A 17,651-nucleotide genomic window follows, 5' to 3' on the forward strand; every position below is an offset into this window, starting at 1 on the left:
TTAATGCAAATAAATTGCCCAAAATATCGCTAATCAATTAAATAAAAACAAATTTCATACATATTTAGTTGGCGAATAAGAGAATTCAATTTCTATTTTTCTATTCAAACTCATCCTTAGAAAATTCTATTTTTTTTCTCTGTAAAATTTCATCCCGACTAAATTCAATAACATTCCTGTTTGCTATACAACGCCAATTTTGCATATTTGTTATATACTCTTTATCTTTAACTTTAAATATGTCTGGTGTAAATGCTGCCACATTTTCTCCCACTTGTTTATCTCTTGCTGAAGAAAATATAAAAGCCTCAACTTTTGCCTCCCTCATTTCCGTACCTAATAGTTGACTTTGTTCATAATTTGTTTTGCTGGAAATTTTCTCTTTGTATTTTTGAAATGGAGCTTTTGTTAAGTCAATTCCATTTTTTGTTTTTATATAAGCCTTAAATGCAGTCATTCGAATCTCAATGTACCCTAAGTTAGCGCAAGTATCATCAAAAAATTTCAAACGGTAAAATGCTACTTCTGCAAATGCTGTTTGCAAAGATAAAGACCCGTACCACAGTGAAGGCTCATAAGTATTGCCAAATCGAGATCCATACTCAAGGGGTGGATATCTGAAAGGAGTAAAAATTAAATAATGCTTACCATTGATTGCTTGAGGTTTTGAATTGTCTAGTATTTTTTCTAAAAGGTCATGTTCTTCGCTACTATCAACTAAATCTCTAGAGCTTGAGCTATATTGATCCTCAACTATCCGCCAAGGTTCCAACTCTAAATATTTGAAAAATTTCCCCCCCTCACATTCAGTCCAAATACTCATAATTTACCGCGCATTGCATCTAGATAATTAAGTACACGAATTAACCCAGGAATAGTTTTCATTTCTTCAATAGGTTTATTTCTAAAATATTTATTTTGACTATTCAGCCATAATTTAGCTTTTTCATGATTGTTTCCTACCATAGCATTTAAGCTTCTGTATATCCGTAAAAGCAATAGCGCGATTTCACCTTCTTTTGTATGAGGTGAAATTAACTTTTTTCCTTGACTGAGACGCGATGCACTGGGCTCACTTATCCCAATAATTTTACTTAAATCTTTGCCGGTTAAAGAATAAAACTTTGCCAAGTTACATAAAGCCTTCGACAAAACAACTTCTTCTTTATGGCGTACATTATTGGCAGTTTTCATTTTGAACCTCCTTTCATTTGAAATTATAGTAATATTATATTTCATTTGCAAGTGGTTTTTTGTTTTATCCTGGGATTATAATCATGCACATAAATAGTACTCACCTTTATCAAGACGAAACGAGATACCAGTCTAGAGAGTAGAGAGCATGATCAGGCACATGGAGCTATCAACGGCGATGCAAACGTAGCCAACTCACTCGTTTGATAAAATGGATTTATCACTTCGTTGTATTCATTTCCTGAGATCTTAATGCAACTGAGAATGTCTTTGGGCATAAAATTTAAAGCGAGCAAATGGCCTTTACCAACACTTTTGCTCTTATGAAACATCGCCATTTGTGTTGCACTAAGCATCACTTTGTAACAAGAAACTGTTGTCCTCCCTGCTTCAAGCGCTTCTTGTGCAAACAAAGCAGTAGTAGAAGTATAGAGCATCCGGGATACCAAAGGATTTCTTGCATAGTTCCAAGCACTTACTTGCTGCATATTATCCATAACTTCAACAATTGGGATGTAACAGGTTTGCAGATCATTTTTCTTTATTGAAGGGGTATCTCTTTGCGTAAAAAAAGTTGCTTGTATCATTTATATCCTCCCTATATGCCCATTTGTCCACTAATTAACTACTTTTATACGCCAGTTAATCTGTTTTTAATAAAATCTTAATTCTTATACCATATAATTTGTCCATTAAGCACCCACCTTTAATCAATTATGACCGAATTTGTCAGCACAATCACAAAAGCAAATGCAAAATTAGCTGTCTTCAAAGAACTTGCTCGTAAAGAAAGTATAAAATGGTTTCATGATGATTCACGTTATCAGGCAATTACACACATCGAAAAAAAATTAGGCTTACATGATCATATGACCATTAGTGAACTAGAGAATGCCATTCGTTTTATAGAGGAAATGAACATTATTGTAGCGAATAAAAAAATAAAGGATTTCAAACAAGTACTTTCTCAAGATTTTCATTATAGAACTCTAGCTTCTTTTGATATTGATGCATTTCCTGCCAGATTAAAGAAAGCGAAAAAATCAGAACCATTAGTTATCATCAGTAAATGCAGCTCTTTATGTGGTTTTCTTGCTGAAATCCATAGTACACTCATTAGCCATTATGAACTCTCAAAAGCCCACACAGAGGGCCATATTCCTGTTAGCGAGATCTATTACACCACTGATTTAATAAAACAAACGCAAATAGCGCAGGACATTCAAAATACAACAAAAGCAGCTACAACCAGTGATGACTCGACGTCTGTGATGGATATGCGCCGTGGAGGAACAACTTTTTATGGAGTAAAAATAGACACTGGAAAAAACGATGTCTATGCTATTCCCACTATCGAAAATTTTGCAGGTGATAAAATTAATATCCTTGGCTCCAGAGCCAATAAAATTTTTAATTTTGGTGGTCAGGTATTGCATGGGATAATTTTAGATGAGTTTGAAAATTCGATGAAGCTAATCGATGGCGATCAATATTTGACTGAAGGTTTAAAACCTACTCTGACACGAGGGCGAGTCAATTGGTCGAAAAATTCAGAAACAGGTGAAATTTATGCAACAGTTGAATTAAAAATTCTTGCTTGTGCGTTTATCGATCCCATCGATACAAGTAAGATGCCAAAACATTTTGCAATAAGAAGTGATGGCACCACTCTAGACACGATTGATGAAGGCATGCTTCCTCAACTCAATCGAGTCGCTACGCTGGATGAAAATGACATTGTGCCTATTTGTACTTTTAAAGCCAAATTGGATCTGATCCAAGACCAAGGCACCCAGGAGCATTATCTAAAAATGAATGAGTTTGCGGTAAAAATCAACACCACCGATATGATTTCACGCAAAGATCCTAATCACCAACCACAACCCAGTTGGTATTATAATATTTAAAATATCAGATAGATATTCATTGTTTCTCTAGATTGCTAAAAATACATCGGACTTAGGAGATACACCCTATATTTTGGATGATTTTAAATACAAAAAACCCCAAAGGCAGGCAACAGATACATTGCATAATGTTTTATCAAAAAATATTTCCAAATCATCATTTTCCAAGCACGTTCAGTTTGATTAGCACCTATCAAGAGTTACAACTGCCCCAACTCTTATTTAGCTCATCCCTAATGTTTTTCCTGTGCTCGCGTCATTAGTAAAAAATAATTTTCTTTTATTTTAATCCAAACTTTCGGTATGAATATGGCTAACTTACTAAATATTATAACATATTTGTATCTTGTATATGATATATCAAAACAATTGACTGTACTTATTAATAACAGAATGTTTATATTAATTACAATAACAAGGGAGTTTAATTATGAGAATCAAACAAATTGAACAATCAGAAGAAAATCCTAAAATTTCCAGACTGAATGATTTAATTGAGCAATATAATCAAATGCACTCAAGGCCAAATGCAATAGTATTATTACAGAAAATTGAGGCAATGAGGATGCAAATTTATTCAGATCGCGAATTAAGAAAAAATGGCAATTTTATGGAATGGTATTTCACCAATCCAATTGCGGAAGAAATAAGAGACTCTCTAAAATTTGACAAGGATATAAATCTTATTTTTATCGAAAATTCAAAAAGCGAGATAAAAAATTTAACCCTCGAGTATTGGAAAAAAATTACCAAACACGCGATGCTAGGAACTCGTTCCAAAAATTGCTGTAAAATGGATAATCTCATTTCCGAAGTGGAAATTGCTCGTCAAAATTTGAATATACAGCAAAGCACTCAGGATCAAAACCTATTAAAACTGAAAAACTCATTGGAAGCCTTGCAAAAGCAAACGCTGTTTATGATAAATAATGAAATTCTCAGCAGCAAACGTAATACACAGGAAAATTTTGAGACCCTACTACATACAACCAATTATCTTTTAAAAGATTTATTTGATAGTTATCCTGAGTTGATACGTACTTCAGAACATAAAGATACATCTCTAATTGAATCATTAGTTGCTGAAGATAAGAAGTCTCAGGGAGAAATTTTTCGTAGACTCTACTACACTCAAGCTCCCCAACAATTAAATGAATTCAATATCACTCATATCGGCGGCGGAAATAATAAAATCTGGCTAGCTGAAAACGTGAAAGCTGGTACAGAATTTATTATAAGAATAGAGAACGCTGACGTACCAAAAACAGATTACGATTTAGTAGATGAAATGAAGAATGATGATTTAATAAAAAAGAATCTTGCACAAGATTATTTTTATTGTCCGGTCATATTACCCCAGCAAGGGCGTGATCCAAAACGGCGCATCAATATTGCGGTATCAGAGTTTTGTCCAAATGGAAACCTCCACAATCATCATATGCAAACGATTGCAAATTCACCTGAAACAGACAGAACCATTAACCGCTGTCTTGGTACACTTGACGCAATAGAGCAAGTAGCAAGAATTGCTTCTAATTTGAATCAAAAAAATATGGCTTATATGGATATCAAGGCTACAAATTTTTTGAGGCGAGCCAGTAAGCTCATAACAGCGGATACAAAATCTGTTGTGCGCACAGATAAAGACAATTTGGTTGACGTAAGTGATATCAGTACAACCTTTGAACCACCTGAATACAGATTTGGGGTTGAAAAAACTGTAAATGCTGGAGCTTATATGGCCTATCAAATCGGCTTAATGGCGTATGATCTAATGGTTAGTACTGAAGAGCATAATGCCCAGGACACCATCTTGGATAATCTCCAAAAAAGAGCGCCATTAGATTTTAATTTGCCAATATTTAAAACTCTGGAAGGTGAACACATTAAAGAGCTCATTGAAACCATTCTGAATCCAGACCCTCATAGTAGACCTCCTCTTGATGTGATCATCGGCAAAGCCCAGGCTTTAAAAATACTCCACGGTAATGAGATAGAAGAGCGATTGGAAAAGAATACGCATAGCGATAATCAAAGTGAACGACCTTTTGTATTCGATTCACTCAGGCCCCTAAAAGATTGCCAGGAATCTTTCAAGCAATTTAAGTGTTTGTATAAAGAAACTACTCAAACAAAAGATCAAGAAGAATCTCTGCTCACTTCAGTGCAATATAAATAAAATGCTTGGCCTTGGGTATCTAACAAACCGAATGCTTCATTTGGGGCTTGAATCTGGTGAGCTATCCATTGATTTATTGAGTTCCTCAGAATCTTGAATAAGCAATCGAAGCGTTTGAACGCTTAACTGCATAGCTACTTTATGATTTCCCTTTCTTGTTTCTATTGCTTGACGAGTTCTAATTGCCTTCTCTACTCCTCGTAATAGTTCAGTATTACAATCTTCTTCACCTAACAACAACTTGATGGAAAAAACATTTTTTACTACAGATTCTGGCGGGGAGGTTTTTATATATTGACTTAGAATAGTTACAGCCATTTCTGTAGGTTCAAGATTCCCGCGGAATCTTTCTTCCTTTAAGCTATCCAAACCACCTAATTGACTTGTAATAACCTTAAATATTTCTTGGACTCCAGGGAATTCACTCTTCGCTTTCATAATAAACACCTGACGATCAAATGATTAACAAATTACCCAACTGTATATATTTAGTATATAACAATTATGAAAGTCTAACTAAATAATGCAATCGATCCCCTATGGATTGCTGTAAAGATACATTTAAAAACTACTGGACGTATCAAATAATCAGGTATCTACAATCGATAAGAATTACTCTCAAAAAAGTTTAAAGTTTTATTTTCTACGATTTACGAATCAAAGCACTCATAACGGATAAGCTTGCATAGGTTTCAACAAACAATGACCGATAAGACCTTAAAAAAACCATAATGTACTATTATTTAATATAAGCTCCACTGTCAACTTACATTATTACTATCAATATTGATGTTTAATACATGTTTAAACTCTGTAATTGGAGAATGTTACCATGTTTATGAAATTTGGAATGAAGCCCAAAAAGCAGAGTACAAACTTAAAAAAGCAAAAATTTGTTGCTAATTCTTTAGATGGAATGCAGAACCGTGGAATTTCCAGCTACGCCTTTAAGGCATTTAATGAAGAATGGAATAAGCCTGAAAAGCAACGCATTGCTAAATGCAATTACCATGAATACTATCGGGTCAACGCCTCATCTTTCACGAGTAAATACAGTACAACCATTGTTTCCTTCCGGAAAAAAACAACATCCTTCAGTAGTACATGCTATGGGAAGTACTTATGGTTTGCTGTGTGCGGTAGATAAAATTTTTGCTGTTTGTGCTGAACATTACTTATTAATAACAAGAAATCCAGCTCCTGAACTTCATGAAGCTTGTTGTATTATAGCAGGTGAGCTCGGAAAAGAACTGGAAAAATTAGATCCAAAAACTCTTGCAGCTATTTTTGATCTTGGATCTAATGTAGCAGAGAGTCGCTCTAAAGATGTCCTTGACAATCAACGTTTATTAATTGAAATCCTTAAAAACAGCCAACAAGTTCCCCCACAAAAACTGTTTCGGGTTCTTGAAGTAGTCTTATCCCCCTTGGGGATGCTTGCGAACACATATGGAGGAAAATTCTGTAAAATTGCAAAGGCAAAACAACAAGGACTAGATGTAGAAGAATTAGACAATTTTATGAAAGAAACAATCATGCCCTCATTAAAACCTTTCATGTCCCATACATCAAAGCACCAGAATCACCCTACTCTCATTTACAGATAGAACAATATATACATGGAGCTGAAATATCGTAAGCCGAACTCGTTACAGTAAACCATTTTCTTGAATGCTGTGAAGGAAAGAAAGAAAATATTCCCGAAACTCCTCGGTTACGCAGTGTAAAAGTGTTAGATCCTACGGGCAGGACAATCCAACTACATGACCATATGAATCTACCTCATTTTTTTGATATCTCTGGTACTACTGGTGCAGTAATGCAAGCTGCAATGGGGCTTTTACATAAAGCGGGTAGATCAGATCTTATAGATACATCAGAAAAAACAATTCAGTTGGGCATGGTTCTCGTTGGTTGTAATTTCTACAAACAAGGATATCATAACTACTACGAAGTTTTACCAGCTTTAAACCATTCAACCACAGGGCCTATGAACAAGGGCTTATTATTCCAATTATAATAAGGAATCCCGCATTCCTATGTGTTCTGCTTTGTTAAGACAGACTTAATTTAATGCGTATAAAATAAGCACCGATAGTCACTTCAGGAAACCTCATCGTATTAAGTATTACCGAATGAACTAGAGATCATGGAAATACTTGCGAACTGCGTATGGCCTAAAAAACATTTTTACGGCGATGAGCTGAGTGAGCTGCAATTCTATAAAAATGCATTGTTTAAGATTAACGGAGTGTTCATTATGCCTATTACTAATAATGATATCAGACCCTATATTGATGAAATAAATAGCGCGATTCAACAAAACTCCATCAATAAAGCTGTTTCAGCATTCTACAAGCTTGGTAAATTTCTACATAGAGAATATCCTGAAGAAACAAAAAGTGTTGAAGAAACTCAAAAAGCACTAAGAAAAGCCGCAATAAATTTCTCTGCGTTGGAGTTACCTAATCTCGAAATTCTCAGTTTTTTGATTGCGGCCAGAGAAGAGTTAGCGACCAATAATCGCCTGGAAGCGAGTGATCTATTAGGCACGCAATTAATTGGGATCAGCAGTTATTTGGCGATCATGGATGAACTTAACCCCTCTTTTGGTGAAGAAAGTAGAACCACTAAGGCATTTAACCGCCTCGGCGAAATCATAAAAATTTATCCAACTGAGTTTGAGAACAATATTAATAAAATAAAGCGCGTTTTTGAGGAATTTGAGGTAGTAAAAGATAATCCCAAAGATTTTGAGCAAGAAAGAACTGAATTTACTTCCATCATAAACCTTGAATTTCCAAAGGAGATTGGAGCAGTATCGCCTGAGGTTCTCAAAAAGATAGGACAAGGAAAAATTGACTCTCGATTATTGGGACAACCTCCGGAAACTCTCGATAGAATAGGTGCCATTATGACTCTGTTATCCACATTGGAAGAAAAAGTTATCGAGAGAATCAGAGCAAAAGAGCAAGAAAAAAAGAATATAGAAGAACAATGGCCACAGGTAGAACTCCTTCAAGCAAATCTAGTAGAGGCAAATAATAAAGAAACACAAGCACGCGATAGACTTCTCCAATCACCTACAGACGAAAAAGAACAAGCTCTCAATGAATTTAATGAAGCAGCAGAGAATGCAAAAAACACAAAGCAAAAGTTAGAGGAAGAGCGACAAAAGCTAAAAGATGAACCTCAGGTCAAGCAAGCACAAATGACTATCGATCAGGCTAGAAATGATAAATCGAATATCTCAAATTTTTGTAGAAATATAAAAGGGATTTTAATTCAATATTATTCAGGTGATCTGGAAGCAAAAGTTCTTCTTAGTGAAAATATTAGTCATGAGCTTCAAGAGCATCAGCAATTGATTAACCAAATTGACAGTAGGATTCTCAAGAAATTAGCAAAAATCGGTATTCCTGCTGATGAGTTAACAAAAATAAATAATTTAATTAATTCTTTTAAATCATTAGAAAAAGAAGTAGAAGAAATTACGGATAGCACTTTTGATAAAAAAGAAATTTTAGATTTTATTAAAAATTCCAAAGCACAGTTTAATGCGTACTATGAAGGAAATAGAACACAACAAAATCGAGATATACTGGAGTCACATATTAAACGTCTGACTAATCAGGTGGAACAGACAGCGAGCAGCTCTCATTCGGTGAAAGAAAAATTTGAAGAGGTACTTTTCATATTAAGAGATATTTTTAGTTTAGGATTTTATTCTCTGGCAAAGACCGGTCGTTGGGGATTATATCATCATGAAACAGGCACTCAAAAGGAAGCGAGCAAGATTAATAATTCGTTTTTTTCATTAAAAAAAGGGTGGCTCGTTGAGGAAGAAAACCCTGAAAAGCAGCTTGAGAACTGTTCGCCCTCTTCATTCAATATGTAGCAAAAAATTTTACTATGTTAGCTGTATTGTTACACTAAACGCGGCTAACATACAATGTCTGTAGTTCTCCAATGAATCATTATTTATGCGACATGTACTCCAAACTCTTTTGCCCACATTCCATTTCTATTTTTATTTTATCTTTACAATCCGTTTCTGGTAGACTTTGGCCAGTTAAAAAAAAGCTATTTCCTAAAAATATTGATTCCTCGAAAAGTTTACGGAATTTGCCCATTTGATTCTGAATAGCATCTTGGATTTTCTGCTCGGATTTTGCTTTCATAACAACAGTCCTTATGGTCTGACTTTGATATAGAACAAAACAGTGTCGTAAAAACACAAATAAAGTAATCATTAAGTGAATTAATATTTACTTAAGGTTAATTGTTTATTATCACGAGTAACTTTATTTAAAATAACTCATATTAAGCGATACATGAAAAAAAAGACAGAGCAACCTCCTTCTAATCCTAAACCGTTTAATCAAGAGGAATTCAAAGAAAACGTGCTAAAAGGTGCTGTAATAGGTGCAACCAGTACAACAACAACTTTTGGCTTAATGGATAAACCATTGGCTCAAGCGACAAAATCGGTTGCTGAAAGCCCCAAATTCCATTCTCAGGGTTTAAAGTGGGTCACTCAACAAGTAATTCAAGCAAATTTTGCACAGATCTGGAATAACAGTTTATATGCTCATGCTTATCGCGCTGCATGGATACATCCGTTCAAAGGATATCCCATTGCTCTCTTTAATTCCTGCATGAAAAATACCGTACTTTTTCCTGCAATATACCTCTCTGAAAAAGCATTACATTCGCAATTATCAGATGCGGAAAATGCAAAGAAATACTCTGGATTTCTGGGCGGACTTGCAACTGTTTATATAACAACCCCTGTCTCTGTAATAAAAACCAGAATGATGACTGATGTGCCTCTTAATACCCTCAGCGCCAGCCGTTTCATGTCTGGGGTAAATGCTATCGCTATGAGAGATGCTGTTCAATATGGTATTTATTTCAATACATTGGATTACCTTAAAGGAACATATGGCGATAATTCCTTAATGGCTGGTGTAGCAGGAATTGTGGGATATGCGTTCAGTAATCCCTTAAGTGTCATTGGACTCAATCAAAAAATCACTGAAAAACCAGTGAATATGGCTGCCATGGCAGGTCAAATTTATAAAACAAGTGGTGTAAAGGGATTTTATCCTTTAATTGGCTTATCTGCTTTTGGAATGTTTGCACGTGGGATTGCAATTAGTCATGGAAAAAAAATATATGATGCGTTGATAAGTAACGATCAATTCGAGCCAGGTAATAAGTTATAGTTTTCAAAAAATACCTCAATGAACAAAATCGCCTCTTTCAAACTATTTTACCACTAAGTACATTTATTGAATGAAATGACGAAATTTAAAATGTACTCTTTTGGGAAGCATAAAATAACAGATAAATAGTATATTCTATACTATAATCATGCATACATGACCCGAATAGGATTTTCCCATGTATGAAGAGTTTCCCTTTGAAAACTATTATGCTTTTTTATGTAGCGATAATAACGACTCTATCGCAAAAAGAAAAATAGCCCGAGATGCACATGTTGCTCGATTGAATCACTTAAAAGAAGAAGGAAGACTTTTATTGGCCGGCCCTCTTCTTAATCCAGAACATTTAGACATCCCCACAGGGGGGTTAATCATTGCACAATTTAATACTTTAGTGGAAGCAAAAAAATGGGTACATGAGGAACCCTATTTAAAAACAAACGCCTATAAAAAAGTGGATATACATGCGTTTAAAAATGTTTTTATTAATTCATCTACTTGAGCAAATCAATGAATAAAAATAATAACTCACTCATCTTTATTAGCTTAAATGTCTCTGCAGAAAAAGAGGCTGAATTTAATGATTTTTATCATCACGTTTATATTCCCAATTTATTAAAAGTTATTCCTGAAATAAAATTTGCAAGGCGTTATGAAGAACATAATATTGATGGCACACTTAGGTATTACAGTAAACGATTCATTACTATTTATGAATGTGCTACAGAAACTGACACACAACTTGCTTTAAAAGCGATTAAGGAACGCCCAGGTCGAGAACAGGAAAAAATGCAGTGGCAACAATTTCAACTCAATGATTTACACAATCTCGAAAGTGCTTGTATTTATACGCTTCGCTATCAACATCCACGTGGCATAAAAAATGAGCACCATTTTGGTAGCAGTCCCTTTTTTATGGTCAGTGTCGAAGTAGTTTCCGAAAAAAGAGACTCTTTTAATGAGTGGTATGAAACTATTTATTTACCTAAAAATGTCGCTGATGTGCCAACCTGGACATCCTGCCTTCGCTATTGCAGTCATACAAGAGAGCCTGCGCGATATGTCACTATTTATGAAACACAAGATTTATGTACCTTAAAACAAAGCTTGGAATTAATGCGCGCGCCCCATCGTTTAAAGGAAAATGCCTCATGGAAGCAATGGGATACAGGTAATAATGCTGCTATAACATGGGAAGATGCGAGTAGCTTTAAACCCATTTTTCGCTACCCCGATTAAAAATTCGTTTCTAATCTCTTCCGAGTTACGCTAGAAAATAAGCGTATAATGGCTCATTTTAAGATTTTCCCTCTCTAATCACTTTGGCGTGTTTGTTTCGTACCCTCTTTTTAGAAGAAGTAGCTCTTTTACCGAGGTTTGATATTTTCTCTTGAGTTTCTTGTTGTTCTGGAAGGAGAAACCTCATAAAAAATAATGGCATATAATATAAATTAAGTGTATTTGCTATAAAAACCTCCATTTGGCTTTCGATAAGGTGAAGAGGTGAAAAAGCTTCACTCCAGTCTTGAAAAGGAGGATAAGCTAAATTTAACAAAAACCTTTCTGGTGCCATAATGGTAGATAACCAATAAGCGTTCGGATCGTCCATTTTTATCTCCTTACTCATTCTCAATACTAATACATCCTATATTGAGTAGAGGGAATATTTGTAAAAATACTTTTTTACAACATAAGCGATTAAAATCACAAACCTGTATAAAATATTATAAAGGCTCAAAATAGTAACTTCTTATTGCTTGGGTAAAAGAATCAGCATTCATATCAGGCCAATTCTCCTTGTCAAATCCGGGTGAATTTTTAAGTTTCTCTTTATCTACATTTAAAATAAATTTTTCAAGTACGGGATCATAAGAAAAAACTTTCCAAGGCAGGGCAAATAACTTGTCACCCAATCCTAAAAATCCGCCAAAGGAAAGAACAACATAAGCCACTTGACCACTGATTTTATCGATCATCAGCGCTTCAATTTGTCCTAAGTCTTCTCCTGCAGAATTTTCCACACCAATACCTACTACATTATTTGAGTTTACAAGATTCATCATATTCTCCTTAAATGTATTGCATGATGTTCGAGGATGAGGTTTTGGGCTTTATTTTTATTCTTATTGCTTTTTAACTGACTTTGCTGATTAATGAAATTGGATAATTAAAGATGGTATATGACAGCACCTCTCTTCCAGGTCTATCTCCCTATAGAGCAAAGTTCCATCCATGTGTATTGTTTATTATAGAGGAAGTTTGAAATATTTTTATTATTTAATTTAAGCGAGGCCACAATAATATTCACTCTGTGGAATAGATTGATCGAAAATTATTCGTTAAATTTTCATCAACAGACTTCTCTGTACTGGACAAAAAACCCTATGCAGTGGTTCTCCAAGCTGGATCAGGAATTAATTGATTAATAATATGTCTAAACTCTTTGATTTTATTATTTTTGTAGTTTGGTCTGGTTATTAAATCTCTAATAAGATCCAATCCATATCGAAAGAAACTATACTGAGGCCGTTTTTGCTTTCGGATTTTTTTAATGGGAATGGCTTTTCTAATAGCTCGCCATTCACCTACTTTGTGGGCCCATGCAAAGGCGATGGCAAGAAAGGCAATGATTTTTTCAATACGTATTATTTGAGTCACATGCGTTTCCTCAAATCGAAACCCACGTCCTTTTAAAGATTGAAACAAAGATTCAATTTCCCAGCGGCGCAAATAACATGCAATTGCATTTTTGGGATGTTGGTTTGTTACAACAATCAAGAGCTCTTCCCGAGAATTTTTACTCCCGGCCAAGTAAAGCGGTTGTCCGAATAAATGTACTCTCATGCCAAAAACCTGCTGTTGAAAAGGCTGAAGATGTGAAAATAGCTGGGCGGAGGTTTTAAATTTTTTACGTCTAATACAGATATCCATATTCCCTTTGATGCGTAAATAAAAGGGAATATTCTCTTCAATCAGCCATCCAATGAGCGTCTTATTAGTAAATTCTCTATCAGCCAGAACACCTTGTATACGTTCTTTGCCGAAGAGATTGATAAATCGCGAGATAAGAGCAATTTGTTCCTTTGCTGTCGTGTTGCCTGCTTTGTTTAATAGAGTCCAAAATAGTGGGATAGCAATCCCTTCATAGCAGACAGAAAGCATAAATATGTTTATTTTCGCTTTACCAAAAAACCAATTCGTTCGGTCAATGCTAATATACAGTTTCTCGTTATTTGTAAAAAACAAATAGAATAACCACCGCGCTATTGATGTAAAATCAAATGTATAACCAGAAAAAAAACGATAAATTCGTTTATAGCGCGAATCAATCTCCGTTTCAGATGGCATGCTTACCGCAATTTCTCTGAAATTTATCGTCCGACAGATAAATAAGCCAACTAATGCTTGAGCAAAAAATCAATTCGTGACTTGTGCCAATTTAATTGCTGCTTTAATATCAACTTCAACTCGCTGATTTCATTCATGTATAACTCCTTTTTCGCGAATCGAAGTATACTTATTTAGTTTGATATCAGCGAGTTACCTTGCCTTCCTTCTGTATTCCCCTTTATTCCTTAATTTTTGTCCAGTACAGAGAACAGACTTAATTATCAAATATTTTCTTAATAAAACCTTAAGCTTTTACTCTTATACTGGCGACGAATTTGGCTTAAATTATAAGGAGAAAAAAGTGCCTAGACATCATCACAATCATCCTGGAAACATACATGTACCCCCACATGTTCATGTACATAATCATCCGCATATACATGGCCATCCTCGCGTACGTATTTTCCCTCCGATTCGCCCTACTGTTCATGTTCATCGAGGTTACGGATACTATAGTTCAGGAGCATTATTACTAGTTGCTGCGATCTTAATTCCTGCCATGATTCTTGCTTTATTATTAAGTCCTACTGCAGGTGTTGCTGGTTATGCTGCTTCATCAATGACATTAGGAGCCGCATCTGTAGGAGCAGCCACCGCCTTTAGTCTCGCCACTTTTGGTTTAGGCGCGCTTGCACTTTATGGTGCGATAGGTTTAGCTTATCTTTATTCCAGTGCTAAAGAATGTTATTCAGGCAATAAAAGTATGATGGATATGATGCATTCACGTGTCGTAAATGAAGATGGTTTATCTGTTAAAGGCGTTTTAAAATCTATAGGCGCCGTTGTTTGGTCACCATTTCTACTTATTGGTGGATTGGCTGGAATGGGAGTTAAAGCTGCTGCCAACGCATATAACGCTAGAAAGGCAAACGCCCAAGTTGATGAGCCATTATCACAAGTTGATGAAGTGGTACAAAATACTACTTGTGATCAAGAAAAAGATCTTACTCTATCAGGCAAGAAAAAAGAGCCTACTCCACCCATTCACACCAAGTCAATATTTGCTGATTTAGACAAAAAGACTGAAGAGAGTCTTACACATAATACCAGTTATACTCTTCAGTGCTAATCTAACTAATCAAGTTGAGCCTTCACCAAGGGATACTTTTGCAAGGCTCAACTTGCGATCCTATGAAACGTGAGACTGATGGGGATCAAACGCATCTCTCACAGCATCGGCAAATAAGTTTATCGCGAGCACCAATAAAAACATAAAAAGAAATGCAGCAAACATAGGCCACCAAATAACCGGATTACGTGCCAACTCAAGGCGTGCGCTGTTAATCATATTCCCCCAACTGATTGTCATTGGTGAAACCCCTGCCCCTACATAAGATAATAGTGCTTCAGCCATGACTAAAAAGCTGAAATCTAATACCAAAGTAATTACCACAATATGCATCACATTAGGCAGCAAATGTTTACGAATAATAGTAAACCAATTTGAACCTAAAGCACGCGCGGCTAAAACAAAATCTATTTCACGTAACTTCAATGTTTCAGCACGCAAAAGCCTGCATAAATTAGTCCAACTCGTGACTCCTAAAATGAAACAAAGAGCTAACAAACGTGCATCAGCGCTTTGGGCTAAAGTAGCAAATTGTCCTGGGTGGTTGGCAATATATATTTGTAATGACAAAACTGATGCAGTAATTAATAAAACTCCCGGAATAGAACTTAACGTAGTATAAAGGTACTGAATCACATCATCTGCCACCCCCCCAAAATATCCTGCTACTATTCCTAGGAATAAAGCCAAAGGTAACATAAATAATGTAGTTAAAAAGCCAATCACCAAACCAGTACGAATGCTTTTAATGGTAAAATAAAATATATCTTGGCCAATTTGTCCTGTACCTAATACATGGAATGTGCGTGATAAATCATATCCAAACACCACAAAAAAGCTAAGTATACCTAATGTAATCAGTGTACTTAAACTTGTAGGAGTTAAAGTACATAATTTTAAGCGTAAACTAAATCTTACAACGACTAATACAAATCCACTTAAAAAAATCAAAAAAGTGCTGCATTGCAACGCATAAAGAAGCGAATTTATTATAACCCTTTTTCTCTCCTTTTCAGTTTTGATCTTGGCCGTATAGATAAGTGAAGGATAAAATTGCTTGACCATTCCATTAATTAGAGTAGTTTCGCTGACAAACTGCCTTAAAGCCAATGGAGCTGAATAGGTTTTTTCTGTAATTTGATCAATAGGTGCTAAAATATTATCAAGAACGGTGCTCGTTGTTTCTGCTTGGTGTTTTTTGGCATTAAATGAATAGAGTCTAATACACCAATAGCAATAAAAAACAAAAGGATAATTCCCGCACTTACCGCAATGGGTCGATGCAAAATAATGGAAAAAGAACGTCTAACATGTTGCTTACGCAAACTCGATAAAATAACCAAGATGCTTAAGACTAATAAAGTAAGAAAACATTTATCTGTCCATAAAAATTCATAGGTCATCTTGTTCCTTAATATTTGATGTTCTCATAGCCTTATATTAAATTAATAAGATCGAGCTAAATCCAGATCCGTCAGGGTTCAGTATCGTCCTCACGCAGCGCCCCCATGTTTATGGAAGTACAATGCTTCTATAGAAATGGATGTCCACTTTCCAGAAGAGGGTGCGCGAAGCGTAAAATACCGTCTCGAGCGAGATTAGATTCTCTAACTACCGTGCGCCTTTGCCTGTCCTCTGGACGAACGGTTCTAAGTAATGGCTAAATCCTCCCTATTTAAATTTTGTGATTATTTTTCAATAAATTACGATATCTTTACACGCGGATCGACGAGTATATAAGAAAAGTCTGTCAATACTAGGCCGATAATGTAAAGAATAGACCCTAAAAAAACCATTGCTCTCACTACAGCAAAATCCTGTTGCTGGATTGCATCAATAGTATAACTACCTAACCCCGGTACACCAAAAAAAGACTCCAGAATTAAACTCCCCATAAATAAGGAAGGTATAAGCACTACAACTCCAGTTAAAATAGGTAACATAGCATTTTTTAACACATGAAGGAACATCACTCTTTGTTCAGACAACCCCTTTGCTCTAGCTGTTTTAACATAATCTTTATTGATTTCCTCCAAAAATAAAGTTCTATACCAACGTCCACCGGCCCCTAAACCACTTAGAACAGCAACACTAATTGGCAAAATAACAAATTTCACCGCGTCAAAACCTCCGTCATAACCCGAGATAGGAACTAAACGCAGTAATTTCCCAAAAAGATATTGACCTCCAATAATATAAAACAAACTCGAAATCGACATTAAAATAATACAAATGATGACGCCAGTTAGATCAAGATATGTGCCTCTAAAAAATGCCATAGCCATAGCTATAATAATATTGCTGATTATATCCAGAAATAAAACCGGTAACGCAATTGACAGGCTAGGCCACATTCTATAAGTAATGTCCTCACTGATGTCTCGTCCAGCATCAGAAATACCAAAATCAAAAGTAAAGAGCCTCATGGATTTTTGAAAAAATAAAGTTTCTGTTATTTTTTGCATTCCTTTTGTTTGTTGATTATAAAACAAGGGTAAGTTATAGCCATGTGTCATTTTCCAATCATCGATCACGTGCTGCTCGACATATTTTTGTCCCAGGTGCATACGTGCAATATCATCAGGTGTATTCACCGTAAAAAACAAAATAAAAGTAAGCAGGTTAATCCCCAAAAGAATGGGAATTGAATAAGTAATGCGACGCAACAAATACTTAATCATAAT

18 protein-coding genes and 1 pseudogene are annotated in these 17,651 nt (G+C 35.3%); 9 read left to right on the top strand and 10 right to left on the bottom strand.

Annotated features, from left to right (window positions below; translation table 11 throughout):
* Window positions 1-100 precede the first annotated feature (100 nt).
* The 3 genes from EL220_RS10965 to EL220_RS10975 all read right to left on the bottom strand — a co-directional run bounded on the left by EL220_RS10965 (window position 101) and on the right by EL220_RS10975 (window position 1,781).
* The gene (locus tag EL220_RS10965) at window positions 101-823 is read right to left on the bottom strand and encodes an RES family NAD+ phosphorylase (protein ID WP_027271823.1); all 723 of its coding nucleotides are present in this window, start codon (window positions 821-823) and stop codon (window positions 101-103) included.
* Complete coding sequence (locus EL220_RS10970) at window positions 820-1,194, bottom strand: antitoxin Xre/MbcA/ParS toxin-binding domain-containing protein (RefSeq protein ID WP_027271822.1); 375 nt, start codon at window positions 1,192-1,194, stop codon at window positions 820-822. Before EL220_RS10970 ends, EL220_RS10965 begins: the two co-directional genes overlap by 4 nt.
* Before the next feature lie 152 nt (window positions 1,195-1,346).
* A complete protein-coding gene (locus EL220_RS10975; protein WP_027271821.1) occupies window positions 1,347-1,781 on the bottom strand; it encodes a hypothetical protein in 435 nt (144 codons plus the stop codon).
* 129 nt (window positions 1,782-1,910) lie between these two features.
* Between EL220_RS10975 and EL220_RS10980 the strand changes: the two genes are divergently transcribed.
* Together EL220_RS10980 and EL220_RS19020 are read left to right on the top strand one after the other, a co-directional pair.
* A complete protein-coding gene (locus EL220_RS10980; protein WP_027271820.1) occupies window positions 1,911-3,101 on the top strand; it encodes a hypothetical protein in 1,191 nt (396 codons plus the stop codon).
* Between the two features lie 793 nt (window positions 3,102-3,894).
* Window positions 3,895-5,280, top strand: coding sequence for a serine/threonine protein kinase (locus tag EL220_RS19020; protein ID WP_232002399.1), 1,386 nt, complete (start codon window positions 3,895-3,897; stop codon window positions 5,278-5,280).
* 36 nt (window positions 5,281-5,316) lie between these two features.
* On the opposite strand, the gene EL220_RS10995 is transcribed toward EL220_RS19020, so the two are convergent.
* The gene (locus EL220_RS10995) at window positions 5,317-5,718 is read right to left on the bottom strand and encodes a hypothetical protein (RefSeq protein WP_027271818.1); all 402 of its coding nucleotides are present in this window, start codon (window positions 5,716-5,718) and stop codon (window positions 5,317-5,319) included.
* 488 nt (window positions 5,719-6,206) lie between these two features.
* Between EL220_RS10995 and EL220_RS11000 the strand changes: the two genes are divergently transcribed.
* From EL220_RS11000 to EL220_RS11010, 3 genes are all read left to right on the top strand, one after another.
* Complete coding sequence (locus EL220_RS11000; protein ID WP_035906327.1) at window positions 6,207-6,887, top strand: hypothetical protein; 681 nt, start codon at window positions 6,207-6,209, stop codon at window positions 6,885-6,887.
* Between the two features lie 122 nt (window positions 6,888-7,009).
* Entirely contained in the window at window positions 7,010-7,300 is a 291-nt protein-coding gene (locus tag EL220_RS11005; protein ID WP_128130891.1) for a hypothetical protein, read from the top strand.
* A 240-nt stretch (window positions 7,301-7,540) separates the two neighbouring features.
* Window positions 7,541-9,178, top strand: a complete 1,638-nt coding sequence (locus EL220_RS11010; RefSeq protein WP_027271816.1) for a hypothetical protein — start codon at window positions 7,541-7,543, stop codon at window positions 9,176-9,178.
* Window positions 9,179-9,257: 79 nt separating this feature from the next.
* Here the strand turns inward: EL220_RS11010 and EL220_RS11015 are convergent, their stop codons facing one another.
* Window positions 9,258-9,461, bottom strand: a complete 204-nt coding sequence (locus EL220_RS11015; protein WP_027271815.1) for a hypothetical protein — start codon at window positions 9,459-9,461, stop codon at window positions 9,258-9,260.
* A gap of 153 nt (window positions 9,462-9,614) precedes the next feature.
* Here EL220_RS11015 and EL220_RS11020 point away from each other — a divergent pair, with 153 nt between their 5' ends.
* The 3 genes from EL220_RS11020 (at window position 9,615) to EL220_RS11030 (ending at window position 11,747) form a co-directional block, all read left to right on the top strand.
* Window positions 9,615-10,508, top strand: a complete 894-nt coding sequence (locus EL220_RS11020) for a hypothetical protein (RefSeq protein WP_027271814.1) — start codon at window positions 9,615-9,617, stop codon at window positions 10,506-10,508.
* Between the two features lie 178 nt (window positions 10,509-10,686).
* Window positions 10,687-11,010, top strand: a complete 324-nt coding sequence (locus EL220_RS11025) for a YciI family protein (RefSeq protein ID WP_027271813.1) — start codon at window positions 10,687-10,689, stop codon at window positions 11,008-11,010.
* 8 nt (window positions 11,011-11,018) lie between these two features.
* A complete protein-coding gene (locus EL220_RS11030) occupies window positions 11,019-11,747 on the top strand; it encodes a hypothetical protein (protein ID WP_027271812.1) in 729 nt (242 codons plus the stop codon).
* A 58-nt stretch (window positions 11,748-11,805) separates the two neighbouring features.
* Here the strand turns inward: EL220_RS11030 and EL220_RS11035 are convergent, their stop codons facing one another.
* The 3 genes from EL220_RS11035 to EL220_RS11045 all read right to left on the bottom strand — a co-directional run bounded on the left by EL220_RS11035 (window position 11,806) and on the right by EL220_RS11045 (window position 13,856).
* Window positions 11,806-12,117 carry a hypothetical protein gene (locus EL220_RS11035; RefSeq protein ID WP_051544756.1) on the bottom strand — a complete coding sequence of 104 codons (312 nt, stop codon included), beginning with the start codon at window positions 12,115-12,117 and terminating at the stop codon, window positions 11,806-11,808.
* Window positions 12,118-12,232: 115 nt separating this feature from the next.
* Window positions 12,233-12,571, bottom strand: a complete 339-nt coding sequence (locus EL220_RS11040; protein WP_027271811.1) for a PRC-barrel domain-containing protein — start codon at window positions 12,569-12,571, stop codon at window positions 12,233-12,235.
* Between the two features lie 319 nt (window positions 12,572-12,890).
* Entirely contained in the window at window positions 12,891-13,856 is a 966-nt protein-coding gene (locus EL220_RS11045) for an IS4 family transposase (protein ID WP_128130892.1), read from the bottom strand.
* A 343-nt stretch (window positions 13,857-14,199) separates the two neighbouring features.
* On the opposite strand from EL220_RS11045, the gene EL220_RS11050 reads away from it, so the two are divergent.
* Window positions 14,200-14,967 carry a hypothetical protein gene (locus tag EL220_RS11050; RefSeq protein ID WP_027272185.1) on the top strand — a complete coding sequence of 256 codons (768 nt, stop codon included), beginning with the start codon at window positions 14,200-14,202 and terminating at the stop codon, window positions 14,965-14,967.
* A gap of 60 nt (window positions 14,968-15,027) precedes the next feature.
* Here the strand turns inward: EL220_RS11050 and EL220_RS11055 are convergent.
* A pseudogene (locus EL220_RS11055) lies at window positions 15,028-16,370 on the bottom strand (ABC transporter permease).
* Window positions 16,371-16,670: 300 nt separating this feature from the next.
* Entirely contained in the window at window positions 16,671-17,648 is a 978-nt protein-coding gene (locus tag EL220_RS11060) for an ABC transporter permease (protein ID WP_027272183.1), read from the bottom strand.
* Window positions 17,649-17,651 lie beyond the last annotated feature (3 nt).

The organism is Legionella sainthelensi (assembly GCF_900637685.1).
GTDB classification, from domain to species: Bacteria; Pseudomonadota; Gammaproteobacteria; order Legionellales; family Legionellaceae; genus Legionella; species Legionella sainthelensi.